General features: G+C 49.2%; 25 protein-coding genes and 1 pseudogene. 16 read left to right on the top strand and 10 right to left on the bottom strand.

Annotated elements, in window-relative coordinates; translation table 11 throughout:
- The 5 genes from LIW51_RS19655 (at window position 1) to LIW51_RS19635 (ending at window position 4,375) form a co-directional block, all read left to right on the top strand.
- Entirely contained in the window at window positions 1-420 is a 420-nt protein-coding gene (locus LIW51_RS19655; protein WP_227378131.1) for a cobalamin B12-binding domain-containing protein, read from the top strand.
- A 25-nt stretch (window positions 421-445) separates the two neighbouring features.
- Window positions 446-1,471 (top strand): methylmalonyl Co-A mutase-associated GTPase MeaB, encoded by a 1,026-nt coding sequence (meaB, locus tag LIW51_RS19650; RefSeq protein ID WP_227378130.1) that lies wholly within the window; start codon window positions 446-448, stop codon window positions 1,469-1,471.
- Window positions 1,464-2,564, top strand: a complete 1,101-nt coding sequence (locus LIW51_RS19645) for a methyltransferase domain-containing protein (RefSeq protein WP_227378129.1) — start codon at window positions 1,464-1,466, stop codon at window positions 2,562-2,564. Before meaB ends, LIW51_RS19645 begins: the two co-directional genes overlap by 8 nt.
- On the top strand, window positions 2,554-3,807 hold the full coding sequence (locus LIW51_RS19640) for a M24 family metallopeptidase (protein ID WP_227378128.1): 1,254 nt from the start codon (window positions 2,554-2,556) through the stop codon (window positions 3,805-3,807). Before LIW51_RS19645 ends, LIW51_RS19640 begins: the two co-directional genes overlap by 11 nt.
- Window positions 3,808-4,039: 232 nt before the next feature.
- The gene (locus tag LIW51_RS19635; RefSeq protein WP_227378127.1) at window positions 4,040-4,375 is read left to right on the top strand and encodes a cupin domain-containing protein; all 336 of its coding nucleotides are present in this window, start codon (window positions 4,040-4,042) and stop codon (window positions 4,373-4,375) included.
- A gap of 13 nt (window positions 4,376-4,388) precedes the next feature.
- On the opposite strand, the gene LIW51_RS19630 is transcribed toward LIW51_RS19635, so the two are convergent.
- Window positions 4,389-5,291, bottom strand: coding sequence for an MBL fold metallo-hydrolase (locus LIW51_RS19630; RefSeq protein WP_438267398.1), 903 nt, complete (start codon window positions 5,289-5,291; stop codon window positions 4,389-4,391).
- A gap of 245 nt (window positions 5,292-5,536) precedes the next feature.
- Window positions 5,537-6,070 (bottom strand): hypothetical protein, encoded by a 534-nt coding sequence (locus tag LIW51_RS19625; RefSeq protein ID WP_227378126.1) that lies wholly within the window; start codon window positions 6,068-6,070, stop codon window positions 5,537-5,539.
- Between the two features lie 304 nt (window positions 6,071-6,374).
- Here LIW51_RS19625 and LIW51_RS19620 point away from each other — a divergent pair, with 304 nt between their 5' ends.
- The 7 genes from LIW51_RS19620 (at window position 6,375) to LIW51_RS19590 (ending at window position 14,576) form a co-directional block, all read left to right on the top strand.
- On the top strand, window positions 6,375-7,415 hold the full coding sequence (locus LIW51_RS19620; protein WP_227378125.1) for a zinc-binding dehydrogenase: 1,041 nt from the start codon (window positions 6,375-6,377) through the stop codon (window positions 7,413-7,415).
- A 292-nt stretch (window positions 7,416-7,707) separates the two neighbouring features.
- Window positions 7,708-8,991: an ABC transporter substrate-binding protein gene (locus LIW51_RS19615; RefSeq protein ID WP_227378124.1), complete on the top strand. Its 1,284-nt coding sequence runs from the start codon at window positions 7,708-7,710 to the stop codon at window positions 8,989-8,991.
- Window positions 8,992-9,066: 75 nt separating this feature from the next.
- Window positions 9,067-10,059: a branched-chain amino acid ABC transporter permease gene (locus LIW51_RS19610; RefSeq protein WP_438267406.1), complete on the top strand. Its 993-nt coding sequence runs from the start codon at window positions 9,067-9,069 to the stop codon at window positions 10,057-10,059.
- Entirely contained in the window at window positions 10,056-11,195 is a 1,140-nt protein-coding gene (locus LIW51_RS19605) for a branched-chain amino acid ABC transporter permease (RefSeq protein ID WP_227378123.1), read from the top strand. The genes LIW51_RS19610 and LIW51_RS19605 overlap by 4 nt, the downstream gene beginning before the upstream one ends.
- Window positions 11,192-11,998 carry an ABC transporter ATP-binding protein gene (locus LIW51_RS19600; RefSeq protein ID WP_227378122.1) on the top strand — a complete coding sequence of 269 codons (807 nt, stop codon included), beginning with the start codon at window positions 11,192-11,194 and terminating at the stop codon, window positions 11,996-11,998. Before LIW51_RS19605 ends, LIW51_RS19600 begins: the two co-directional genes overlap by 4 nt.
- Window positions 11,995-12,702 carry an ABC transporter ATP-binding protein gene (locus tag LIW51_RS19595; protein ID WP_227378121.1) on the top strand — a complete coding sequence of 236 codons (708 nt, stop codon included), beginning with the start codon at window positions 11,995-11,997 and terminating at the stop codon, window positions 12,700-12,702. The genes LIW51_RS19600 and LIW51_RS19595 overlap by 4 nt, the downstream gene beginning before the upstream one ends.
- 242 nt (window positions 12,703-12,944) lie before the next feature.
- Entirely contained in the window at window positions 12,945-14,576 is a 1,632-nt protein-coding gene (locus tag LIW51_RS19590; protein ID WP_227378120.1) for an AMP-binding protein, read from the top strand.
- Window positions 14,577-15,279: 703 nt separating this feature from the next.
- Here the strand turns inward: LIW51_RS19590 and LIW51_RS19585 are convergent.
- The 3 genes from LIW51_RS19585 to LIW51_RS19575 form a co-directional block, all read right to left on the bottom strand.
- Complete coding sequence (locus LIW51_RS19585) at window positions 15,280-15,777, bottom strand: type II toxin-antitoxin system VapC family toxin (protein ID WP_227378119.1); 498 nt, start codon at window positions 15,775-15,777, stop codon at window positions 15,280-15,282.
- A complete protein-coding gene (locus LIW51_RS19580; RefSeq protein ID WP_227378118.1) occupies window positions 15,774-16,160 on the bottom strand; it encodes a hypothetical protein in 387 nt (128 codons plus the stop codon). Before LIW51_RS19580 ends, LIW51_RS19585 begins: the two co-directional genes overlap by 4 nt.
- A 260-nt stretch (window positions 16,161-16,420) precedes the next feature.
- Entirely contained in the window at window positions 16,421-16,930 is a 510-nt protein-coding gene (locus LIW51_RS19575) for a hypothetical protein (RefSeq protein WP_227378117.1), read from the bottom strand.
- 95 nt (window positions 16,931-17,025) lie between these two features.
- Here LIW51_RS19575 and LIW51_RS19570 point away from each other — a divergent pair, with 95 nt between their 5' ends.
- A complete protein-coding gene (locus LIW51_RS19570; RefSeq protein WP_227378116.1) occupies window positions 17,026-17,262 on the top strand; it encodes a hypothetical protein in 237 nt (78 codons plus the stop codon).
- Window positions 17,263-17,334: 72 nt separating this feature from the next.
- Here the strand turns inward: LIW51_RS19570 and LIW51_RS19565 are convergent, their stop codons facing one another.
- On the bottom strand, window positions 17,335-17,727 hold the full coding sequence (locus tag LIW51_RS19565; RefSeq protein WP_227378115.1) for a HalOD1 output domain-containing protein: 393 nt from the start codon (window positions 17,725-17,727) through the stop codon (window positions 17,335-17,337).
- 508 nt (window positions 17,728-18,235) lie between these two features.
- On the opposite strand from LIW51_RS19565, the gene LIW51_RS19560 reads away from it, so the two are divergent.
- Together LIW51_RS19560 and LIW51_RS19555 are read left to right on the top strand one after the other, a co-directional pair.
- Window positions 18,236-18,784, top strand: coding sequence for an Lrp/AsnC family transcriptional regulator (locus LIW51_RS19560; RefSeq protein ID WP_227378114.1), 549 nt, complete (start codon window positions 18,236-18,238; stop codon window positions 18,782-18,784).
- A gap of 396 nt (window positions 18,785-19,180) precedes the next feature.
- Window positions 19,181-19,603 carry a hypothetical protein gene (locus LIW51_RS19555; protein WP_227378113.1) on the top strand — a complete coding sequence of 141 codons (423 nt, stop codon included), beginning with the start codon at window positions 19,181-19,183 and terminating at the stop codon, window positions 19,601-19,603.
- Between the two features lie 188 nt (window positions 19,604-19,791).
- Here LIW51_RS19555 and LIW51_RS19550 read toward each other — a convergent pair whose 3' ends face one another.
- Window positions 19,792-21,270, bottom strand: coding sequence for a CoA-acylating methylmalonate-semialdehyde dehydrogenase (locus LIW51_RS19550; protein WP_227378112.1), 1,479 nt, complete (start codon window positions 21,268-21,270; stop codon window positions 19,792-19,794).
- A 173-nt stretch (window positions 21,271-21,443) separates the two neighbouring features.
- Between LIW51_RS19550 and LIW51_RS19545 the strand changes: the two are divergent.
- Window positions 21,444-22,085, top strand: a pseudogene (locus LIW51_RS19545) (aminotransferase class III-fold pyridoxal phosphate-dependent enzyme); the annotation flags it as partial.
- Between the two features lie 68 nt (window positions 22,086-22,153).
- On the opposite strand, the gene LIW51_RS19540 reads toward LIW51_RS19545, so the two are convergent.
- The 3 genes from LIW51_RS19540 to LIW51_RS19530 all read right to left on the bottom strand — a co-directional run bounded on the left by LIW51_RS19540 (window position 22,154) and on the right by LIW51_RS19530 (window position 25,921).
- Window positions 22,154-23,530, bottom strand: coding sequence for a dihydroorotase (locus LIW51_RS19540; protein ID WP_227378110.1), 1,377 nt, complete (start codon window positions 23,528-23,530; stop codon window positions 22,154-22,156).
- 115 nt (window positions 23,531-23,645) lie between these two features.
- On the bottom strand, window positions 23,646-24,677 hold the full coding sequence (locus tag LIW51_RS19535) for an LLM class flavin-dependent oxidoreductase (RefSeq protein ID WP_227378109.1): 1,032 nt from the start codon (window positions 24,675-24,677) through the stop codon (window positions 23,646-23,648).
- Window positions 24,674-25,921, bottom strand: a complete 1,248-nt coding sequence (locus LIW51_RS19530) for a Zn-dependent hydrolase (RefSeq protein ID WP_227378108.1) — start codon at window positions 25,919-25,921, stop codon at window positions 24,674-24,676. Before LIW51_RS19530 ends, LIW51_RS19535 begins: the two co-directional genes overlap by 4 nt.
- Between the last annotated feature and the right edge of the window lie 134 nt (window positions 25,922-26,055).

Here is a 26,055-nt window from a genome sequence, read left to right as displayed (position 1 = left end):
ATGGCAACATCAGAAACAAATGAAACGGAACGCACAGTTCGAGTACTAATTGGGAAGCCAGGTCTTGATGGTCACGACAGAGGCGCTAAAGTCGTTGCACGCGCATGTCGAGATGCAGGTTTTGAGGTCATTTACTCTGGTCTTCGTCAGTCGCCCGAGGCAATTGTCCAGACCGCTATTCAGGAGGACGTCGATGTCTTGGGCTTGAGCATCTTGAGTGGAGCACACGATACACTCGTCCCAAAGATTCTCCGCCTCTTGGAAGAAGAGGGAATGACGGAGGTTCTAATGCTCGTTGGTGGTACCATCCCCGACGATGATAAACAAGCTCTCCTCAATGAGGGTGTGGACAAGGTATTCGGCCCAGATACTGACATCAATGAGATCGTCGAATACATCGATCGAGAGGTATCGACGTGACCATCTGGATACTTCGACGATATCCATGAATGTCTCCGACACCAACATTGAGGATTTGGACGACGACCTGCGTCCACTGGTCAAAGGCGTCCTTAACGGTGAACAGCTCTCACTGTCGCGACTCATCTCCAGCATCGAGAATGGCGACCCAGGATATCGGGACGCCGTGAAGGTGCTTCACAGTCACGCGACTGGAACCCGAACCATTGGGATTACTGGGCAACCGGGCGCTGGGAAGTCGACGCTCGTCGATAAACTCGTCGATAGATTACGCGAACAAGATCTCACAGTTGGGGTCATCGCAGTTGATCCGTCGTCGCCCTATTCCGGCGGAAGTGTTCTTGGCGACCGCGTCCGCCAAACGTCACGCAGCGAAGATCGCGATGTATTTTTTAGATCCATGAGTGCACGGGGGCATGTTGGAGGGCTTGCTGCTGCGACCTTCGATGTCGTACATGCAATGGATGCATTCGGCAAGGACGTTATCCTCATTGAGACAGTCGGTGCTGGACAAAACGAGGTTGAGATCGTCCGGGCTGCCGACACTGTTTGTGTTGTTGCGCTTCCAGGGGCTGGCGACGATGTACAGGCAAACAAGGCGGGTATCCTCGAGATTGCCGATGTCTTTGCCGTCAACAAAGCGGACTTCGATGGAGCGAAATCGACGGCTCTTGAACTCCAGCAGATGATCCGCATCGGTCAGGATCTTGAGCGGAGTAATTCTGGTGACCCGGTAGAAGAGCCCGCTAACTGGGTTCCACGCGTCGAACTGACCGTCGCAACCAAGGATGAGGGAGTTGACGATCTCATCAACGCGTTCGATGCACACTATGAACATATTGAAAAAAGCGGTGAGCTTGCTGAAACCCGCGGTCGGCGGTTCGAACAAGAAGTTCGAACGCATCTGAGCAATGAACTTGACGAACTGGGTGATGCAGTCGTGGAGGCCCATCATGACTTACTCACAGCAGATAACGATCCGTATACTGCGTCGGAGGAGCTCGTTACTCCATTCCGCCGCGCCGTCGAGGATTACCTACGAGATGATTGATTGGACATCTATCGACGACCCAGTAACTCGCCTACACAGCATGGTTAGCGGGTTCCGTGCAACATATTATGTATATACTGGCGTCGAAAGTGGATTGTTTGAGGCGCTCGTCGATTCTCAAACACCAAGCGACCTCGCCTCACAGCTCGGCTATCATGAACCGTACGTCCGTCGATTCTGTGAAATTGGCCTGCGGTGGGGGTTGCTCAGCGCAAAACCGCATGCTGACGATGAAGAGAACAGCGCGAACACCGAAGATTCCATATCTGAAGTCCCCTATACATTCCATCTCCGTGAACCGTTTGTTAAGCCATTGGCTGTTCCCGATGCAGCTCAATATATGGGCCATCTCTTTCGATTCATGGCTACACAGGTGAGTGAAGATTACACCAACTATCCAGTCTACTTCCAAACCGGTGAAACGCTACCGTTTGCTGACCGCGATGCGACGTTCACGGATCTCATTGAGGGAATGACTCGTGGACTCCAGACAATCTTCGTCGAGAAACTAGTTTTAGAATCGCTTCCTGCATTCGAAACACAACTGTCTGGCGGTGGTCGAATCCTCGATATCGGCTGTGGGACGGGATACCTTGCGTGTCGTCTTTGTGAGCGGTATTCGAATCTTTCTGTGGTAGGTGTTGACCTCGATTCAGATGCGATCGAGCGAGCACGCGAACGAGCCGAGGAAGCAGGTGTTGCCGACCGGACAACCTTCCGAATCGAAGATGGTACAACAGCTGCAACCGAGTCAACAGACCGCTTCGATGGAGCTATTTTCTTCATGAGTCTCCATGAGATTGCCGCGGAAAATCGAGATGCATTGTTCAATGGACTCGGCGATAACCTCACAGACGACGGCGTTATAGTCGTTTTCGACGAGGTTTACCCCGAACATCCCGGATCGTTCTACAACCAACCGTTTGCCACCGGCGTTGAGACGCAGTGGTCAGAACTCGTTTGGGGTAACGAAGTTCCGACAATAGCCGAACAGCGCGACCTGTTTGCTACTGCTGGAGTCACAGAACAATCACGAACTTCTTTTGCGGATCAGTTCGTTGTGTATGAAGGAGTTAGTAATAATGACGGATAATCCACTGACACCGTATGAACGGACAGTAGCCCACGAACAAGATGTATCACGATTTCGGCATCCCTATCCTACCTTCGACTACCAAACACGGATCAATGACCTCGCTCATAAGATTGAGGCGACCGAAGCTGATGCGGCGTTGCTTCCGAATCCCGTCGATCTTACCTACTACACTGGAAGCAGTCAGCCGGCAAACCTCTATGTACCAGCCGGGGATGGTAAACATGCTCGGCTGTTTGTCCGACGGGCAATGGCATTCACAAAACAAGAGGCAGGATTACCCGAGAAGTATCTCAAACAAGGTGGGCTCTCAGCGATCGTGGAATACGCAAGCCACGTGGACACAATCGGATTGCCCCTTGAGACCACTCCCGCTTCGCTCGCCTCAAAGTTGGCAGACGCGCTTGACGCTGATCCAATCAATATTTCCGATGTCGTGCTGACACAACGGGCGATCAAGGAAGAAGAGGAAATCGAACTACTGACTGATGCAGCGGAACTCTACGAGGTGGCACACGGGGCTATCCAACGACGAGCTGCCCCGGGTGTAACGGAAAAACAAGTCGGTGGCGAGGTGGTTGGTGCGTTGGTAGCTGCAGGGATGGATGATAATATATTCTTCCGCCGTTGGGATGCTCGGCTTCCCGCAGCTGGACTTATCGCAAGCGGAGAAACCCTTTCGCTGGTTTCTGGCCACGCCATGACTGTGACTGGCACAGGGGTCGCGCGGAGCATGCCTTGGGGGCCCTCGAAACGCTCCCTCGAGAGCGGTGATTTCCTCGTCGCCGATATCGCGTTAAACCGGGCTGGCTACCACGGTGACGTCGCCCGAACCTACGTAATCGGGGAGGCAACACCCACACAGCACGAGTGGTTCGAGTGGACACTTGCTCTTCACGAAGCTGCTCGGGACGCCATCGAACCTGGCGTCCCCGCTGAGGAACCATACCTTGCTGCGTATCGACGTGCAGAGGAATTGGGTGTTGCTGACTGGCTTTGTGGGTACGCAGAAATGCAGGCACCATACATCGGCCATAGCATCGGACTTGAAGCCGACGAGGAACCGACTCTTATGCGTGGTAACACCGAGAAAATACGTGAAGGAATGGTTCTGACAATCGAGCCGAAATTGATCCATCCCGAACGAGGCGCCGTGATGATTGAGGATGACTACCTCGTGACTACTGATGGTGTGAAACGACTCTCGACAGTCCCACAAGAGCTATTTGAAATTTCGATTTAATCAAGCAGTGCTATATTTTTCACTCGCCATATTAATACTATTCTATTGATTACTCTGCAACATTCCTCGTTGAGTCCATCTCCGCTTTCGAAATTCACCCCGACAGTTATATCGAAGGCTTGCATTTGCTCATATAGGGTTATACAAACCAATGGATCATTCCGACTCATACTGTTTGTACGATGTCGATGAGACGCCAGTCCGTGATCGGCTTGGGATTGGAATCCAATTTATGATGAACACTGATCAGGGCGACTCTCCGATGTTTGATCAAGGTATCATCCACGTCGATCCTGGTGAATCGGTTACTCGCCATGTCCATCGGTATAGCGGTGAAACTTTTTATGGATTTCAGGGAGAAGGTGAAATAATCATTGAGGGGGAGTCAGTTCCTTGCCACGCTGGCCAGCACTTGGTATTCATCCCTCCGGGCGTACCTCATTATCCGCGCAACCCAGAAGACGCCGATGAGGTTTTCCGGGCTATGTTTGTCCACTCGCCCGCAATTCTCAACGGAGACACCTACACGGTTGATTCCGACGGCAATCCGATCGATGCGGAGAAATAAGTTACATGCTATATTAATCTAGATATTGGAGGACACCTTGAGTGTTCATCCGGGTTTCTGGACGAGCCTTCTGTTCTCCCCACACATCGATTAGTTCTGCCCTTTCAGCAAAGTAATCGACAACTCCGTCGTCAGAAGCTTGCTCTTCCCGGATTGCTGCTACGGTATCGACCCAGTCCGACAGCACACGCTCGTACTCGTCGAGAGCATTGCTTACGTCTGCTCGTGATCCAAAGTGCGTGTAGAAGAGCATCTCCGGATCGATACGTCGGATTCTCTCGATATCGTCTAATGCCTGTTCGAGGTTGAATTCCGGTGGTGGTGTAGTCGGCTTCACCACATCTTTTTGTGGTACATAGATGCCTGCAGCGTCTGCTACGAATAGAGCATCGGCAGTCTCATCGTGATAAATCGCCTGATGGTGGGCATGGCCAGGCGCGTGGTACACTGAAAGTTGGTGATTTCCTAAGTCGATGGTATCGCCGTCCGAGAGCCCCTTAATTCGGTGTTTAGGAATTGGTTTTGGTTCAGCATAGAACTGCCATTGATCCCCGACTGCGCGTTTGGTTCCCTCGACAAGCCGTGATGGGTTAACAAGGTGTTTGACGCCAGCTTCATGTGTAAGAATAGTTGCATTAGGACACTCTTCCGCTAGATAACCAGCACCTCCCGCATGATCTAAATGAACATGTGTTGGTGAAATAACGGAAACATCGCTACGTTTGATACCAATAAAATCGAGCGCTGCGAGAATACGCTCGTATCTACGTCCAACACCTGTTTCAATGATCGCAGGCTGGTCAGCGTCTACGATGAATGCTGCACCGAACTTAGGAGCATCGTACATCCCAAGATCCAAATAGTAAATATCTTCATTTTTCCCGTTTTCAACCGGGTATAGGTAATCTTCGGACACAATCACCCCTACATGCTACATCGATAAAATAATAGTGGGACGTTTGTTTACTACCTGTTTTACGGCGGTGAGAATTGAATATTGGGAATTCGAGACCTTCGGAGCGTCAGAATTTGAGCGCAATATTAGATTGAAGTGGCGTCCTTGCCCGCTGTATCTGGCGAGAATCTCTCGCTACTTGAACAGAGTGTTCGGATATGAAGAGTACTCGCCCATCATCTTTGCCCCCGGTAGCAATCTTCAATTTATGATTTTGAGAGTTGCCACCTTTTTTCATCAGCGCCGTATGTTGCGGTGTACCCAGTGCAACTTTCGAGTGACGCCATATCAATTAATCCCGGATCAACCCGGAAAAACCCAGTTACGCCGGCTGAAGCAAGCATTCGTGAAGAATCACTAAGTGCATTGGCGGCTGTTTTCTCACCCACTTTCGATACTAAATCAGCGACTGAATCAAAATATACAACTCCAGTTACATCCTCTCCGAGTTTGTTGAGGAAGGTTTGTATATATTCTTTGAGTTCACTAACTTCTTGTATTCGCTCGCGACGCAAATTGATGGGATCGTACGAAAGTTGATCAAGCCATGTACTATCATTCGTTTCCCAATCGATAGCAAGAATGCTTTCTCGGCATTCATGGGCTGTTGTAAGTAAATTCTGGCACATCTGACCAGCGGTTGGTGCATCGTCGGGCGCGAGGAGAAGGACAGTTCCGGGTTCGGACATACTTGGACGGATCCAGCCAGTGGTTTCTATCGCATTGTTATAAGGCACCATGTCTCATTACAAATTCTAACTGAGTCACAATAATTGTTGCGCGTATATTACAACTTAATTTGGTGAGAAAATTGCGACGCCAAGCGTGAATCAGAAAATAGATGGACTGGGAGATGTGAAACGTTAATCTGGTCATTGAATCAGAAAAATATCCGGGTTGCTATAGTTAGATATTCATGTCTAAGGACGTCAGATCTCGACTATATCCCGCATCTAAAACATAAGGGAATATATTCACCCCGAAAAAGCTGGAAAATATAAAATGCCGGTGAATTTTTATCCCCTCCACCGGGAGTATTATGTGATGCAAGCAGTTCAATTCAGTAAGCACGGTGACAAGGATGTCATCGAATACGGCGAATTCCCAACTCCTGAACCTGGGCGACGTGAAGTGCTCGTCGATATCAAAGCTGGTGCGCTCAACCATCTCGACATCTGGACCCGGAAGGGGTTGCCAGGCATCGAATTAGAGATGCCACATATCCCTGGTAGCGATGCAGCAGGCGTCATCGTCGAAACTGGAGCAGATGTCTCTAATTTTGAGAAAGGAGATCATGTTGCGCTCTTGGCAGGCCGTAGTGGACACAGTAAAGATCATCATCGAAAGGGTGACTCAACATTTTCTCCCGAGTTTCACATCATTGGTGAGCATGTTCGCGGAGTTCATGCCGAGTATGCAGCACTCCCCGAAGAGAATCTCGTCTCAGTACCTAAGAGCGTCAAGTGGGAAATCGCAGCGGCTGCACCACTGGTTTTCCAAACTGCGTGGCGGATGCTTATATATAGAGGAGAACTTCAAGCTGGTGAAAAGGTGTTAGTGTTGGGTGCCAGTGGTGGTGTCGGTCATGCGGCCGTCCAAATTGCCAGTTATGCTGGCGCTGAGGTGTTTGCAACCGCTAGTACTGATAAGAAGCTTGAATATGCCCGTGAACTTGGTGCTGATCATACCATCAACTATGAAGATGATAACTTTGCACACGTCATCAGAGAGTTGACTGACCAAGACGGGGTAGATATGGTTGTCGACCACATTGGTGCAGAAACGTACGAGAACTCGTTGAAATCCCTAGCAAAGGGCGGTCGAATGGTTACCTGCGGAGCTACGACCGGTCCGAATCCAAATGCAGGGCTCAATCGCATATTTTGGAATCAACTTTCAGTGATCGGTTCAACGATGGCAACGCCTAGTCAGGCCGAAGAAGTACTCTCTCTTGTCTGGGATGGTGTCTTCGAGCCTCACATCCGAGAAGTCCTTCCAATGAGCGAAACGGCTCAAGCCCACGACTTGCTTGAGAACCGTGATGGGTTTGGCAAAGTGGTCGTAGTCCCCAATAGTGAACTCTGACGGATAACAACCGAAACAGATACCGCGCCTATCTTTAAAGGGAGAGTAAGCAGAGACGAACGAACCGGGATTCATTTCTGAATATGCAAATTTATCACTGATGATGATCTAAAGTAATAGTCTTGGGGTGGTAATTATCTGGAGACAGCTACTGAAGCAAACGACGACAAATAGTTTTATCTAAAAATCATTATCTAAGTTATAGTATTATACGAGTAGTCATAATAAATGAATGATATCTAACTTGAAAGAGCACAACATTAATAATATTCAAGCACACAAGTGTGTTTGTATGTTAGATAGTAACAGCCATGAAACGGCCGTCAATAGACGAAAGTTTCTGAAGGCGACCAGTGCAGGAAGCGCCCTAGCTATCTCCGGACTTGCTGGATGCACTAGTGGAGGCGGTGGTAACAGCAATTCTGGGAAGAGTGGGAAATTGAAAGAAGTTACTGTTGGTGTTCTTGACCCGCAGAGCGGTCCGTACTCTTTTCTTGGCAAAGCTGAAATACAAGGTGCGAAATTGGCAGCAAAGGATCTTGAAAAGGAACTAGGCATCACTGTCAATATCAAAGTCGCAGATACAGAGACAGATCCAAATACAGGTGTCCAGCGCCTCCAACGCCTAGTCAGCAAAGAGGATATTCAACTTGCTCAGGGTGGTGTCTCTTCATCGGTCGCGGTTAAGATGGGTCAATGGGCTTCACAGAACGGACTTGCTTTTATCGCATCAGGGAGCCACTCAGACGCAACGACTGGGTCTTCCTGCGGAAAATACATGTTCCGGACCCCTAGCTCAAATACAATGCTTGCCCAGACCGCTGGGTCAGCGTTCGCTGACTATGCTGACTCGTGGTACCTGATGTATGCTGATTACACTTGGGGAAAAACCGGTCGGGACGCGATGAAAAAAGTACTGAAAGATAGTGGTGCAAAGGTCGTCGGTTCCGTCGCCTCTCCACTAGGAGCAGGGGACTATACCCAGCAACTTAACGAAGTGGCAAGTTCTAACGCCAAAGCTGCAGCCATTATCTTTGCAGGGACGGATCAACGTACAATTATGAAACAATTTGTAAACAAAGGGATGCATAATAATATGAAGATGGGTGGTCCACTGCTTGAAGACGAGGTATTCTGGGGTGTTGGAAAAGATGTTGCTCAACATGCCGGTGTGTGGGCAACAGTTTGGAGCCCAAGTGTCAAACAGGGCAAAAAGAGCAAAAAATTCATGGAGCGTATCAAGAAAGAGTATAACTCAACTCCATACTCGCGGCACTACCTCGGATATACCTCATTGGATCAGATGGTTCGAGCTGCCAACCGGGCCGGCAAAACTGATGCAGAAGCCGTTCGCAAAGAACTAGAGGATCACAAATATACGAAACAAGGTCTGCTCGATGGTAACCAATACTGGCGAATATGTGACCATCAAAATATTAAACCAACTTATGCGGTTAAGGCGCTCCCGAAAGAGAAGATGAAAGACAAACCATATCGAGTTTGGTTTGAACCGTTCAGTAAGTCCAAAGGCGACGATGTTGCTCGATCCTGTGAGCAGACTGGTTGCGGATTCTGACCACACTGTCCCAAATATTAAACCCCATTATATATGTCAACATCAACCCTCTCATGGCAGCGAATGACACAAAGAGTGGAAAAAGTCCGCACTAGATGGAAATTAGTATATATTTTCCTGTCGATCTGGCTAGTGTCTTCTATCATACGTAACCCGTCTCTATTTGCAGCACAGTTCGTTAGTGGGTTCGTGTATGGGATGATACTCGTGATGATTGCCCTTGGCTTAGCTCTTATTCTTGGATTGATGGGTATCATCAACTTCGCCCACGGTGCACTCTTCATGTTAGGTGCATATTTGGCCTTTAGCGTCGTTTCCTGGTTCGGACTTTCATTTTGGGCAGCACTTATCATTGCACCACTGGCAATTGGTTTGATTGGTGCGCTAATGGAAGTAATAACACTTCGTCCACTCCACGGATCCGATCCTGAGGCAGCACTGTTGCTGACATTCGGTCTTACCATGATGTTCGAGGAAGCAATTCGATTCGTTTGGGGTGCTCAGCCAAAGAGCTATTCAACGCCATCTATTCTCACCCAGCCAGTGAATCTGGGCGTGACGTCGGTTCCATCTTCACGCATATTTACAGTCGCTATAGGGATGATTTCATTAGCAGTTGTCTATCTACTCATTGTCCGTACGGATTTCGGACTTACTATCCGTGCAGGAGTTCAAGACGCCGAGATGACTGAACTCGCTGGTGTCAATCTCCCAATTCGATTTACCGCGATGTTCGTTATCGGAGCCATGCTCGCGGGTCTCGCTGGCGTTCTTCGAAGTGCTGAGGTCGGTCTAGACCCGGGCATGGGAGGAACCTTCATCATTATCGTTTTCGTTGTCATCGTGATTGGGGGAATGGGAAGTTTCTTTGGCGCTATTGTCGGCGGTTTACTAATTGGGTGGGCCCGTTTTCTTGTTCCCGGGATGCTTGAGACTGCCGCGTACTATACTGGCATTCAAGCCTTCAACATTCAAGGTATCGCTCGTGTACTGCCGTTTCTATTGATGATAATTGTGCTGCTTGATCGACCACGCGGTCTATTTGGTGAGGAGGGATTCCTCGAATGAGTGATGCTACCGGTATTATCAGACGTCTTCGTAACCGATACTATCGTCTTCACCAGCTCATAATGGCTGGACGAACCGGAGACGCAGTTGCTCTACTTTCTCTCATCACCTTCGTAGTAGTGATGCGCCCGTTGATCTCTTCGAATCTCCTACTCGGTTACAAGGCGATCGCAAACACAATCCTTGTCTGGATGCTCTTCGCAACGGCATTTAACCTTCTACTGGGCTACACCGGTCTCCTCTCGTTCGGCCATGCGTTGTTCCTTGGTATCGGTATGTATAGTATCGCCATCATACTCTCACGGTTCAGTACAGGGTTATTTTTCCCAGCAGTGCTCGTCGCTCTCGTTACAGCGGGTGTTGTTGGATATGTTATCGCCCGTCTTATCGTCCAGAAAGGTGACATCTACTTTGCGATGCTTACTATTGCATTCGGTGAAGTAGGCTGGTACGTTGCCAACGCGGATATCGGTGGGTTAACTGGGGGATCGGACGGAATTGCGATAGATGTTCTGCCTCCGTGGATCGAAAGCGAACTCGGGGAAAAATTCATCGTAATGGGTGGGTTGCAGATTCCACTTTACTGGATGACTGCGACGGTGTTTGTTGTCTGTGTTTATCTATTGTTCCGGATTGTCCGATCGCCATTCGGCCGGACTCTTATTGCTATCCGTGAAAACGAGGAGTTGGCACGAAGCATCGGTATTAACACCACGCGTTATAAAGTATGGGCATTCACTTTGAGTGCGTTGTTCACGGCAATCGCGGGGATTATGCTAGAACTCGTTAAGCAGGGAGTCACGACTAATAGCCTTCACTGGTCCACAAGCGGCGAGGTCGTGATGATGACCGTCCTTGGCGGAATGTCAAGCTTCGTTGGCCCAATGGCTGGTGCATTCTTTTGGGAGTTCGGCGCTGACTACCTCACTTCATTCCAAACTCTCGCTCTCCCACTGTCAGAGTTTGCGATCGTCACTTTCGATGTAAAGCATCTCATGGAGTACTGGCGATTCCTCTTTGGTTTTATTTTTGTTCTCATCATCCTTACGCGTCCTGAAGATGGCGCATGGGGTATCTTCAAGAATATTATTAGATGGATTAGCAAAAAGATCAACGATTTGGGAGGTAACCAATGACAGACGCCAAGTCTAATACCGGTGATGAAACTACGAACGCTGTGAAACTCGAGACGATTGGCCTCACTCGTCGATTTGGCGAACTTGTTGCCAACGAAAAAATCGATCTTGGAATTCGCGAAGGTGAACTTCGGGCTATCATTGGCCCAAATGGTGCAGGTAAAACCACGTTGTTCAATATGATCGCAGGTACGCTCTCGCCGAGCGAGGGCAATGTCCGCTATGAAGGAGCGGACATTATCCATCTTCCCCCAGAAGACCGTGCTCAGCGAGGTCTTGCACGGTCATACCAGTCAAACCAATTGTTCTTCGACGTGACTGTACTAGAAAATGTTCGGCTCGCTGCGCAGGCTGCCGAACTCGGCTCGTTCGCCTTCAGCTTATTTTCGCGAGCAGAGTCATTTCAGCTTGAACGCGCTGAGGAGATAATCGAATTAGTTGGTCTCGAGGACGTTCGGACGACCCACGCAAAGAATCTCTCTCACGGTGATCAACGTAAACTAGGTATCGCCGTTGCTCTCGCAACCAACCCAGAAACATTACTACTTGATGAACCGACCAGTGGAATGGGTTCTGCTGAGACTGACCAAACAGCTGCACTTATCGAGCGAATCCACAAACAGCTCGATCTCACAGTTCTACTCATTGAGCACGACATGAGCGTTGTGCTCTCAATTAGTGACCGCATTAGCGTGCTCCACCGAGGGTCGCTTTTAGCAACGGGTACTCCTCAAGAGATACGCGAGAATCAGGACGTGCAGGAAGCTTATCTTGGTGGATTGCGTGAGGAGGAGATACGATGAGTCTACTCGAAGTCAATAGCATTGATGCAGGTTATAATACTGGTCAGGCTCTATTCGATGTAAATTTCAGTGTTGAAAAAGGAGAAGTAGTATCGCTACTCGGGCGTAACGGTGCAGGAAAAACCACTACTCTCCGGAGTGTAATGGGGGCAGCACCTCCAACTGTTTGGGAGGGTGACATTAGGTTCGACGGTGAGTCTATCTTGCCCCTCGAACCTTATAATCGCGTCACTCATGGCATCAGCTTTGTTCCAGAGGAACGTCGTTTATGGCCGAATCTTACGGTTGAAGAGAACATTCAAGTAGCTATCAACCATTCCCCTAACCCAAAGGGGTTAGAGGAGGTACTATCTTACTTCGGTGTCCTTCAAGAAATGCGCGAACGGCGTGCACGTAATATGAGTGGTGGTGAACAGCAAATGCTCGCCATTGCTCGTGGCTTGGCAGCAAATCCAAAACTTATGCTGCTTGATGAACCAAGTGAGGGACTCGCCCCGTTCATCGTTCGTGACGTTGAGGCAGTAATCAGTGAAATTAACGATGCGGAAGATGTTACTGTTCTCCTTGTTGAGCAAAATGCAGTAATGGCGATGGAGGTAAGTGATAGACACTACCTTATGGATCAGGGCAAAATAGTCACAAGTACCACGCCCAGTGAACTCCGTGAGGATGATACAATGCGGAAGAAATATCTTAGCGTCTGATTCTCGTCTTCCTCCCAACCTTGTTTTTGTAGTAATCAGACAAATAGAGAAGTATTCAACGTATTAAATTTCTTTTTCTTTGGGATGGTATCTTAACTATGTAGGGTTTCAACTACCGACCATTATATTCCCTTTTTTGATTAGGATATTTCATGTAAATACATATAGTTTTTTTACATATTTTGGTTCATAAATAGGCTCAAAATTTAAGTATCACTAGATGCATGTTGTTTTAGGAATTCATGAGTTGGTCAATCAGCCTTGACTATGAGTCGTATGAAGAAGCGAATGAAGTTTTTGAGTGGGATCTCCCAATAGATTATAACATAGCACGAGATCTGGTGAGGAAACATGATGATCCAAAAGGAACTGTCGCCTTATTCCAGGCTTACTCTAATGGTCAGCGGAAGACATACACTTTTCACGATGTTGATGTTTATTCGAATGCAGTGGCGAATGGGCTCAAAAGTTTGGGTATCGAACGCGGTGATCGGGTTGCTGTAATCGCTTCGCAAACCCCTGCGAACTTGTTCGCCCACCTTGCCTGTTGGAAAATTGGTGCAATCTCGGTTCCGCTATCGATTCTGTTCGGCACCGACGCGCTCCGGTATCGTCTCACTGATAGTGAGGCTTCAGTAGCAATCGTGGACTCAACAATTGCAACTAACATTGATCAGATAAAAGAGGACTGTCCAGATCTAAATGAAGTGATTACCATCGACAGTGAGACTGGCGAGTTCCCTGAGGAGTTCATATCTGCCGAATCACGTCACTACGATATTACAGAAACGAATGCTGATACCCCTGCGATTCTAATGTATACAAGTGGAAGCACTGGCCCACCTAAAGGAGTACTTCACTCGCACTCAGTTTGGATCGGCCACTGCCCTGCCTTTCAGATGTATTTTGAACGAGAAATCGATACTTCCGTTTTCTGGACTCCAGCTGATTGGGCTTGGATCGGTTCCTTAGGTGATCTCGTATTTCCTGCATGGCACTATGGTCGACCTGTCGTTGGGTATCCGATGGGGAAGTTCGATTCAGAAATTGCGTATGAGATTCTTGAAGAGTACGGCGTGACAGATGCATTTCTTCCCCCAACTGCTATTCGTATGATGATGGATGTATCAAATCCAACTGAACGATATTCCCTTGACTTGAAAGCTATCTGCTCAGGCGGTGAACCTCTTACTCCCGAGATATTAAAATGGGCCGAGGAAGAGTTATCCGGTGTTTCAATTAATGAACTCTATGGACAAACAGAAGCGAATTTACTAGTCTGTAACTGTCAGGACTGGTTCCCCGCAAAAGCTGGTAGTATGGGTAAATCCGTTCCCGGTCATACTGTGCAAATAATCGATAGCAATACTGGCGAATTAAAAGGGCCAAATGAAATTGGAGAAATCGCGGTCAAGCGATCTAATGATCCTGCTATTTTTAAAGAATATTGGGGCGAACCAGAAAAAACTGAAGAGACGAAGGTAAATGAATGGCACTTAACCGGCGACCTTGGCTATCGTGACGAGAATGACTACATCTGGTTCAAGTCACGTGATGATGATATCATCATAACAAGCGGATATCGAGTAGGTCCCGGGGAGGTTGAGACAGCGATACTCGAACACGAAGATGTAGAGCAAGTAGGTGTCATCGGAGTTCCTAATGATAAACGAGGAGAGATAATCAAAGCCTTCGTCCAACCAATGAGTGGAGCAACTGGCGATGAACAACTGCGAGAGGAGATACGTAATCTCGTTCGAGAACGTCTTGCTAAGTATGAGTACCCTCGGGAGATATCATTTATTGACGAACTTCCTCAAACGACAACTGGAAAGATTCGTCGAAAGGATCTTCGTGAACGGAATAATAACTGACTCAGGCTACCGAAAATATGCTTACTGCTCTCTGGAATAATTTGCGAAATAATTGGGAAATATCCTATCCTATACACTGAGTATCTCTATGGACTATTCGGAGATAATCAACCGAATTAGAAGTATTACTCTATTTTCGTCGTAGTATAGTCGCTACTGGGAAATCACGAGCGGCTACAAGTCAATTAAGGAGGTTTCATCGCTGAAAAGATGGATCGGAGATTGTCGAGTTTATCATTAGCGAACTACCGGCAGTTCAGGAGTTGGTGGAATAGAATCCAAGTGACGAAATCGAAGTGGTAGTTCGTGATGCCTTGTAACCGATGTTAGAAGCTCGTCCGAATCCTTAGTGAGTGATTCCTCCCACATAAAAAGTATAAATTACTGCCATAGGTGACTTCGTCGGATCGCTTACTTCTGTAGGATAATTTGACGGTACGCTTTTAGCCCTCAGTTGCTTGCTCGTTGATGTCACAGTCATCTTCCCCCACTGGTCTTCAGGGAGACAGTGAGGATATTTAATATAGCAATATACGATTTATATACTCGTTTTTGTGAGCTTCAGACGTCCTCTCGTCCAAATTCGACAATTTCTCCATTTTGGCTTCTACTTCCACTTAGGCCAGTAATAGGAAGTGGAAACAAGCAGATCACCGCCCTCAAGGAAGCATAAAATCTGAGACCGCCAATAAGAGGCTGTTTCTTACACCTCGCCTGTGTCGTCAGGGACGGCCGTGAACCCGAGCGTGCGAAAGTCATCGGGATCAAACGTGAACACGTGCTCAACGCCTCGCTCATTGGCGAAGACGCCGGTTGCGTGATCAACTAGAGAGATCTCGTGGTCGTCATACCGATAGAATTCGTCACAGACGCTCTCGAAGACGGCTTCACTACCATGAAGAATTGTCACCGCCGATGAAGAACGAACGCGAGTGAGCGCGCTCGCGACGAGCGCGTAGTTCGCACGGGCAAGGGCAAGCGTGACGAGTTCAGTAAGAACGTAGTCTGTTGTGTAGAGCGGACGGTACGGGAGGTCACCCTTTCGAATCGCGTCGAATATGGCCTTCGCTCGAGCGTGGTGGGCGTCGTCTTCGTCCATTCGGGCGTAGAACGCGCCAGTATCCACAAATAGCGGCGTCGCTCTCATCGTCGTGGCCGTTGCTGACGTAGGTGTCGGTGTGTCCTTGGTGTGTCCGCTCATTTCTCCTGCTTGGCTTTGCCAGCGATTGCCTCTGCAACATATTCGTCCACGTTCGACGAGACATCGCTCGCGCCACCTGAAAAGGTTGGGAGATCGAACAACGGGTCATCCTCGAAACCTTCTTCGTCGGAGCTGTCCGCGTCTTCACGGCTAACGTGCCACCACACAACCGCACGCCCACCGACCTTCTTGCGGTCGACACGCCCCTGTTCGCGAAGGTCGAGCAACCGCTCGCGAATTGCTCGGCGCCCAATCGGAAGCGCCTCCTCGAGATCCGCTGCGGTGACGACAGGGGCAGACGCCTGGTCGATTGCCGCGAGAATCTCCTCGTCGGAAACCGTTGCGGTGTATTTTCCGCCGTCGTCTCGGTTAGCGTCTGACATACTCGGATATTGCTCCGCGATCGTCTTAACCATTTCCCTCTACGGTAACGGACGGTTCTTACGTAACCAACGGTTTACTCAAGGCGGTTCTTCACAGCGGACCAAGGACTCTTGACTGACTGGTACCGTCATCAGAGCTATCAATGTAATCTCGTCCTTGCCTAGACGAAGAAGCGAACACTATCGTGTCGATGAGCCACATCGGCCTTGAAGTACCAGGGAGACTGACCTATTGTTAAGAATCAGAGACGATCAATCATCTAATCGATGTTAAGCTCCTCTTTAAGCTGTGGACTATTGAGACCGGCCCGGAACACAGCATTGAAGAAATCTTTGTTCTTCGAAAGATCTTCGCCGTGTGCATGATAGTATTCCGAGTCGAGTCGCTTGAATGTCGAAATCATCTCGTCATGGATGTTCTCGTAGAGATACACGTTCACGTTGTGTAAATCCCGAACTGCAAGCCCTTTCTCTTCAGCATCCAACGCCATTTCCCGAACCGTCGAACCAACCGCTCGTGGTTCGGTATCTGCTGTAGCCTCTGTTTCTTCAGCTACTGACGTGTCTGAGGTATCTGTGGTACTTGAAGTATCTGACGTTGCTGACTCACCCTTCTCATCCTCCTTGGCATCAATTGTATCTGAATCGCCTGATGTGCTTGAGACATCTGACCTCACTCGAGTGTCTGATGTACCTTCAGTATCTGAGACTGCTGAAGTATCTGATTTATTTTTATCAGGAGTGTCTGATGGATCTGACGTATCTTCCATCTCCTTCTTGGCTGATTGTACACGACCAACATAGAGACAAGCGTGCGTTTTGTCCCGAGGATTTACGTCATTAGTGGGTGAATCTGAGTATATCTATGATCTCGAATCGGCAATCGCCACTCACTCCACTTGCGCAAGAAGCGCTCGACGCACTTGCGAGCGCAGCTCCAAACGACGGGGAACTCACCTATGAGCATGCCTACGATATTTTGACACAGGAAGAAGATCTTGGGCGGCCCGCTACCGAGGATATCATCGAACGACTCTACATGCGCGGCCATCTCTATGAGGTCGAAGGAAGGCTCCGGCTCACTGATTATAGCTCGGAATAACAAGGACGGTCTTGTTTATGAGGGAAAGCGTGGTGACATACGTCGCGGAGTTGGAATTGCTTTGCTGAGCAACTACTGGGACACGAGTTTTCCATCAGTACCGCGCTGTGCTCCAAGCGGTTCGTAGATGAGGATGATATTGTTGCTGCGGACGGTGACAAGATAGTCCTCGACTGTGAATCGGATTTCGACATCGCTCTTTTTCTCCGCGCTTGCTATAATAATGTCTTCGAGCGCATCTGGATTCACGTATTCGTACAGCGTGAGCGTCGTTTGGCCGGCTGCCGGCTCAATCACGTCAATGAGTACGTTGACGACACCAGTAACAAGCTCCGAACTCGATGATTCGGGGTCAATCGTCTCGGAGGCGATCAATGCGTATTGGTGAGTTGGACTCGGTCCAGAGTGTTCGGTGGTGGAGCCTAACCAGCTAGTCGTTTTGGTCGTCAGTGATTCGCTGTGCATACTTTCTGTTAACCCTCCAGATTGTTGAGTAACGGCCGATTACCGCAGAATTTACTGAACTGAAAGAAAACGATATTGAAATAGAGTCTAATAAAAGTTGTGTGGGATTGATTAAGTGGATAATATAATAAAATCAATCTATGTCTGACGAACTTATTTTATCTTCCGGATCATTGGTGGAGATATGCTCTCATCAGAGGCCGGCACGACGACAACGTCTGGCGTCATCACCCGGCCGTGTCGCCGTGGCTGGTCGTGAGAGCTGACTTTCCCTCCCTAGCCTCCTTCCAGGTCGGTGAGCATGTGCCGCAGTGTGTGGAGAATCAGGGTTACGGAAATCCCAATCAAGAACGAGTGACATGTTTGTACTTTAGGGTTCCGTAGAACACCTGTAATAGTACGACTACGTCGTTCTTCGTGCAGCTATCTCGCGTGTGCCATTTCTACTTTCCACCCCTATTTTGATATGCGGCTACCATTATTCTCGGTCTACAACGGGAATTTCTTGATGGACGCTCACAAAACGATGGTTATGATTGGTTCAAATCGTGCGAATACAGACTTGGACGAGACCGATCTCGCTATTCTTGAACAAGTTGAGGAAAATTTTGATGTCAGTCTTGAAACATTGGCGGAGAAACTTGGCCTCTCGAAGTCCGCTGTTCACTACCGATTAAACAAACTCAAGGATAGCGGCGTCATTCAGGGTATCACTGCAGATGTCGATCCGCTTGCCTTTGGTCTAGAAATGGTGTCGATTACGGATGTCTCTGTTACGCACGAACGCGGCTATTCTGAGGATATCGGTGAAACCCTCGCTGCTCTTGAGGGAGTCGATCAAGTATACTATACGATGGGTGATGTCGATTTTGTCGTCCTGAGTAGGGTGCAATCCCGGGAACAATTGAACGATCTTCTTGACCGTATCATCGCGATAGAGGGCGTTAATGAAACGTCATCTCGGCTTGTGTTACGAGAGTTTGATAGTAAGAGTACTATCACCTCAAACCTTACTGACGCAGCTCGAAACGCGGTACTCGACCCATCTACTGATTAAAGCTAGTGAAATCGTGCCTGTCCACTACTGATTGAAACTCATGATGTCAATGAGGGATTCGTTCTCGCCAGGAGAAGGGTTTCATAGTTCTGATTTTTGAATTTCTCATCGTCTTCATTGTGTGCTTGGTCGACACGATTCTCGTTCTTAATCAGAAAATATACGGTTTTGCTCGGAACATTCGTGGCATAGATTGCTCCATTTTCCTAGAATCACTTCCTTGCTGCTGACAAGACCATACCACAGCAAAAGAACCGCCCGACAACCACCCCGCAGCCGACAGACGATTAACAACGATCCATGGCGAGTACTCATACCCAATTATCGGTCACCGTCTTCGAGACGACTATCTCCGCTGCAGAGGCAGAACAAACCCTACTAGAAACGGATACAGAAATGACTGACACAACCACCGACAGGTTTGTCTACTATCCGTATCGCGTCTTCGGATTTGACCTCCAGGCGACGGCATTCCTCGATGAGTTCAGCGATCGTGTCTACTGTGGCGTCGATCTCTGCAACGGCAAGGAATTGTTCATCGAAGACTCCCCACAGACAACCGATCAGGTCGTCGATAAAGATGCGATCGTTCCCAGTAGTGACGACATTACGGATCCAAAACGAACGGCGCGACAGTATCTCCTCGAACTCGCGCACAAAGAGCTACGCGTCGGGTCTCCCCCCGACCTCACGGTTGTAGCCGAACATCGGGTCTATCGTCTTTTCCATCTCGTCGACTGTGAAACAACTGAAGGAACATTCCTTACTTATATTGTCGATAGTGTAACTGGAGACTTCCACCGTGTCTACTTCCACTGACAGCTTGCTGTCACCGGCGGTACTGATCGCACTTTAGTTCAAATTTTCATTTCTCTTGTAGTGATCATCGTCGAGTCGAGAGTAATCCTGCAAAAATGATGTGCGTCTGCTCTTGTGAGGGAGAATGCGTTGTATTCTGCGAGGTGAGGAAGATTTGTTCAGTAGCTCAGTGAAAGGGGGAGCGAGGCTTAGTTACCTGGCCAACGCTCAATATAAACTGTTTTATCAGTATAGAAGTGAATCATGTCTTCGCCTTGCGCGTGGAGATCACCAAAGAATGAATCCTTGCGGCCGCCGAAGTGGAAGAACGCCATCGGTGCCGCTGTCCCAGCATTTACCCCGAGATTCCCGACGTCTGCCTTGTGTCGTACTTTCCGTGCATCCGCTCCGCTGTCAGTGAACAGGCTTGCAGCGTTCCCGAAGTCGCTTCGATTGAGCACGTCGATTGCCTCATCAATATTATTTACTGACACTAATCCGAGAACAGGACCGAAGATCTCTTCTTGAGCAATCGTCATCTCTGGGTCGACATCGCCGAAAACAGTCGGACCCAGAAAGTTCCCGTTCTCGTAGCCACTCACTTCGACATCGCGGCCGTCGAGAAGCAATTCAGCGCCCTCATCGACGCCAGTTGCGATTAAATCACGAACTCGCGATTCATGATTGGGCGTGATGAGCGCTCCAATATCTGTCTCGTCATCTAATCCGTAGCCGACTGTCTGCGCTCGTGCTTCCTCGAGTACCTGGTCGACGAATTCATCGTAGATATCCTCGTCAACGACGGCGATATCGTTTGCAAGGCAGCGTTCCCCGCCGCAGGCACACGCAGACGAGATCGTTTTCTTTGCGGCAAAGTCAAGGTCTGCTGTCTCGGTGACAATGATGTGGTTTTTCGCGCCACCCTGGGCTTGGACTCGCTTGCCACTCGTAGCCGCGCGCTCGTAGACGGTTCTCGCAACTGGCGTGCTACCGACGAATGATGCGCCTTCGATTCCCTTGTGATCGAGTAACGTGTTTACGGTGTCGACGCTGCCGTGTACGAGTTGGACGATGCCATCCGGGAAGCCTGTCTGCTCGAGTAGTTCGAATAGTCGCTCTGCGATAACTGGATCTTGTTCGCTTGGTTTGAGAATGAATGCGTTCCCGGTCGCTACCGCGTATGGCAGGAACCATAGTGGGATCATGCCTGGAAAGTTAAACGGCGTGATGGCCGTGAAAACTCCGAGCGGTTTCCGGACTGCTGTTTCGTCGATATCGGGTGCTGCATTGGGGAGTGATCCTGCCTGCATCATCGACGGAATGCCGCATGCGACTTCGACATTCTCAATACCACGGCGGAGTTCGCCGTTTGCTTCTGCGCGTGTTTTGCCATGCTCTTGGACGAGAACTTCCGCGAGCTCTTCTTGGTGATCTTCTAGCAGCTGTTTAAACTCGAATAGTGGCTGGATTCGTTCTTCGACTGGTGTAGATCGCCAGTGTTCAAATGCCTCTTGTCCAGCGCTAACCGCGGCGTCAACGTCGTCACTTGAACTGAACTTTACCGATGAGATAGATTCGCCAGTGGCTGGATTGATGATATCTTGGCTGTCATCACCGGACGGCGGTTGCCATTTTCCGTTGATGTAGTTCTGTACGTCTTCCCATGGCGGGTTGGTACGGAGTGACATTCGACATGCAGATATCTAGCTCTCGCACAATAAGTCTTTACAACTATTTCCTGATCGAAAGACAGAGCTACAGATGCTGTATCTCATACTGGGAGATAGGTAGGATATTATTCGATAGCTCGCGAAATAGAGCAAAGATTAATCAATACAAAGCGAATGGATAACATACATCGATGTCGGAGCAAGAATCTTCTGCAGACGATTCTCTCAACAACATCGAACAAATGGACAAAAAGTACGTCTTCGGCACCTGGTCATTCCAGAACGAAGTGAGTCCAACACAGGTCACCGACACAAATGGCGTCACCTTCACTGACGCTACCGGCAATGAGTACATCGTCTTCTCGAGTCAACTCATGTGTTCGAACCTCGGCCATTCAGCCGATCGCGTCGAAACAGCTGTCTCCGAACAGATCCAGGAGACCGCCTATGTAGCCCCGAACTATACAACCGAAGCACGCGCAAAACTCGGCAAAAAACTCGCGGAGGTCACCCCTGGCGATCTCTCGAAAACATTCTTTTCGACTAGCGGTACCGAAGCCGTCGAAGCAGCAATTAAAATTGCGCGGTTCTACACCGGCAAGAAGAAAATCATCTCCCGCTACCGCTCCTATCACGGTGCCACTTATGGCTCGATAAGCGTCACTGGCGATCCACGTCGACTCGAAGCCGAACCAGGAATTCCGGGTACAATCAAAGCTCCTGATCCATACGCCTATAGCTCCACCCTCGACCCGATGGAAAGCCTCGAGTATATCGATGAAATGCTCAAGCTCGAGGGCGATACTGTCGCTGCCGTTCTCGTCGAACCAATCCGTATCGCGGCCGATGCCACGGGGAGAACTAGCATGTGTTGTGGGACGTTTTCGAGCGTCTGTGAGGGCTATTCCCAGTCGGGTATTTCTCGATGAATGAATTGGCCATGGCCTGGGTCACTAACGACATCGCCATCTTCGGCTACTACCTCGCCTCTCACCAAGGTTTTCTTCACTCGGCCAGTCACGTCTCGGCCCTCGTAGATACTGAATTCAGCTTTGCTCAGATTATCTTCAGACGTGATTGTGTGGGTCTCTTCGGGATCGAATAAGACAATATCTGCATCAGTACCGGGTTCCAGCGTACCTTTCCGGGTGAGACCGAAGGTACGAGCGGGGTTCGTCGCCATCATTCGGACAACAAACGATGGCGAATGCTCTCTTCTGTTCACTGCTTCGTCATAAAAGACAGACAAACTAGTTTGGAGGGCATTCGCGCCAAATGCGCTCTCCCACCAATTGTCGGTTTGTTTCTGGTCAAGTCGATAGCCACAGTGATCTGTCGAAACGACGCTGAGACAGCCGTTTTGCAGATGCTCGAACATCGCTTCAATGTCGTCTTCCTTTCGGATCGGTGGGGCTATCATCGGTAGAGTTCCCATCTCTGCATAAATCGAATCATCGAGCGTACAGTAGTGAGTGCAGGTTTCACCCCGCACTAGACTCTCGTCCTCTTGGAAGTGTTCGAGAATATCTGCTGATTTCCGGCATGTAGTGTGGATTCCATAGTATTTCATTCCTGCTTCCTGTGCCATGCGAACAGCGTCCTCGGCCGCCATCGCCTCCGCATAGTCTGGCCGTGATTCAGGATACCATTCCGGATCCCCTTTGCCCTCTTCCTGGAATTTCTCGGTGAGAGTCGCACAGATAGAGGGATCCTCTGTATGACAGACCCCAACAGCATCCTCTTCGGCGATCTGCTGCATTGCTAGGTTCATGAACCCGTTTGAAAGACCATGTTCGTAGGCGGTAAACATCTTGAATGAAGTTACACCAGCGTCAATAACATCCGGGATCTCTTCGAATACCGTTGGGTCTTCTCGCGTTATTGCTCCATGTAAACTGTAATCGATAAGAGCGTCTTCACCCTTCTGTTGTTTTCGTTCGATTCCTTCGAGCAGAGTCCCTTCCTTCTCCCAGATGCTGAGTTCACCGACCCACGCTTGCCACGCAAAATCAATATATGTCGTTGTTCCCCCGACTGCTGCGGCTGCAGTCGCCGTTTCGTAACTATCTACCGAAAACATATCATCGATGTGAACATGGGGATCGACGACGCCCGGTAGTACAAGTAATTCAGATGCATCGATTGTTTCGGAAGCTTCTGGCAGTGTGTCTGGGTTCCCGATTGTAACAATTTCACCGTTGTCTATCGCAATACTCCCGTTCAGTTCACCCTTTGGTGTTATCAAAGTCCCTCCCCTGATTATGGTATCCACTGACATACATTTTGTTACCATGAACCACAATAAAAACGTTATGGACTAATAGAACAATATTCTAGTTCACTTTCCGTTGGCTGGAAGTTATACGACGGAAAATAATCTGTGGGTACGGAGTTCACTTATACTCGCCGAAAACGTCGATTACCTCTTCCACATTATCGCCAAGCGAATACAACACCGGTTCGGTACAACCCGCCTTACAATAGTCATTCACCCGCTCGACAACTTCATCAGGTGTCCCCGCCGCCACAACGTTCATCACAATTTTATCATCTACAAGCTGACTTGCCCGTTCAACATCCTCCGCAGTCGCAGGCCAACTCCCCAACTCTTCTTCGACCATATCGCCAAGTTCCGGATCAATCCCTGATCCCTTCTTAATATGTGGCTGCTGGCCAATATACTGGGTCACTAACCCGCGCGCCTGATCGATCGCAGCCTGCCCATCTTCATCCATCGAGACAGCGATCAACTGCGGCCGATCCACGTCCTCTATCGACCCGCCCTGTTTCTCAACCCCTTCCTGAAGCTTCTCCATCCCCCTCTCGTTGTGTTCTGGCGGGATAAGATAATTCATAAAAATCCCCCCAGCAATCCCTTTCCCCACCAACTCACCCGTCAATTTGTGCATCGTCGGCCCAGTCGCACCAATATAAATCGGGACATCACGAGACGATGCATCCGAACGCACCAAGTCAAGCTCAATATCCTCAACATGCAGCGTATCCCCCTCGTATGTGACGTTCTCTAAATCGAGCAACTTTCGTACCACACTACAATACTCCCACATTCTCCGAAGTGGCCGCTCACGCTCGATTCCCACTTTCGACGCTAACGGATCCCACCACGCGCCAATCCCTAATTTCATTCGCCCGCCAGAGAGCTCATCCAATGTCGAAAATGTCTGTGCCATCAATGCAACATTACGCGTATAACAGTTCGTAACGCCCGGCGCAATCTCGATATCATCCGTCAATTGGGTATACGCACCCATAATGGTCATCGCGTCCCGAACAAGCCGGGATTCACCCTGCCAGACAGAATCGAATCCCTTCTCCTCTGCGTACTGCGCATAGTGTAACTCATCTCGGATATTTTCGCACTCCCAATTCCAAATCCCCACGCGATCGAAGTTGGGACTCGTCATGCTTCTCTCTCCGTTTCTCCGGCCAGCTCAAGCCCAGCGTTAGCCAGCGTGTTCGCTGCTTTGTAACAGTGTTCCCAGCTCGTAAACTCCTCTTCGGTATGGCTTTTCCCGTTTTCGCTTACGGCGAACACCATCGACGTATCCATTACATCGGCAGCGTGTGTCGCGTCATGTCCAGCACCGCTAAAAATCTTCATTGCATCGTATTCGAGCTTGTCAGTTGCTTCTGCTACCGCATTGATATTTTCCTGCGCGAAATCGACAGATGACGCCCGCATCCGTTCTTCCCACTCCCAGTCCAAACCTTCACGCTCAGCAGCTGCTTGCGCCTCGGCTAACACCCGATCGAATGCTTCCTGAACGACGTCATCATCCGGATCGCGGAACCCCCACGTGAACGTTACTTCTCCTGGAATCGTATTAATCGAATTAGGTTTGACATCCATATATCCCGTTGACCCAACTGTCCGCTCACCAAGCATCCCCGGAATTCGTCGAATTTGCGAGATCACGTCTGCAGCGCCAACAAGGGCGTCACTCCGATACCGCATCGGCGTTGGACCCGTATGGTCAGCGTCGCCATAGTACGTAATTGCTCCCCAACTGAATCCGACGATGCCGGTGACGATTCCGACATCCATGTTGGCTTCCGCGAGATAAGGCCCCTGTTCGATATGAAGTTCGAGATACCCTTCATAGTCTTCAGTCGGCGCTGCCGGAACGTCTCCTTTGTATCCGATACGCTCTAATTCATCTTCAAAGCGAACCCCGTCTTCGTCGGTTTTCTTATATTCATCCTCGATATCATGGGTGCCAGCCCATACACCACTGCCTTGCATTGCCGGCTGATATCGGGACCCCTCCTCATTTGTCCAGTTAACGATCTCGATGGGATGTTCAGTTGTGATCTCTTCGTCGTTTAGCATCCGGATAAACTCAAGTGCGCTGATGACACCGAGTGCTCCATCATAGATCCCACCATAGGGCTGAGAATCGAGATGTGACCCAATGAGAACCGTTTCTTTATCCGGGTCTTCTCCGTCACGTCGTCCAAACATATTCCCGAACTCGTCGATTCGAATGTCGAGTCCTTCTGCTTCCATTTGATCGTAGAACCAGTCACGGATCTCTTTGTCTTCATTTGAGAGCGTTAATCGGTGTAGTCCGCCATTTTCTGTTGCGCCGATCTTGGCTTGCTCTTCCATTGTTTCGATGAATCGATCCTGATCTAGTGTAACGACCATAACCCTTAATGCCCACATAAACATTATTAAATCTTCCCCTGGAATATCGATATAGAATGCTAACTTTAACTCGAATAGGATATATTGTACTATTTGAATCCCTAGAACTAAATACGCGTATCCCATGCCATGGA

Origin of the sequence: Haladaptatus halobius, assembly GCF_020618475.1 — an archaeon.
In the GTDB taxonomy this organism is placed as follows: Archaea; Halobacteriota; Halobacteria; order Halobacteriales; family Haladaptataceae; genus Haladaptatus; species Haladaptatus halobius.
The sequence above is the reverse complement of the archived record's forward strand: the minus strand, read 5'-3'. Positions and strand labels throughout refer to the sequence as shown.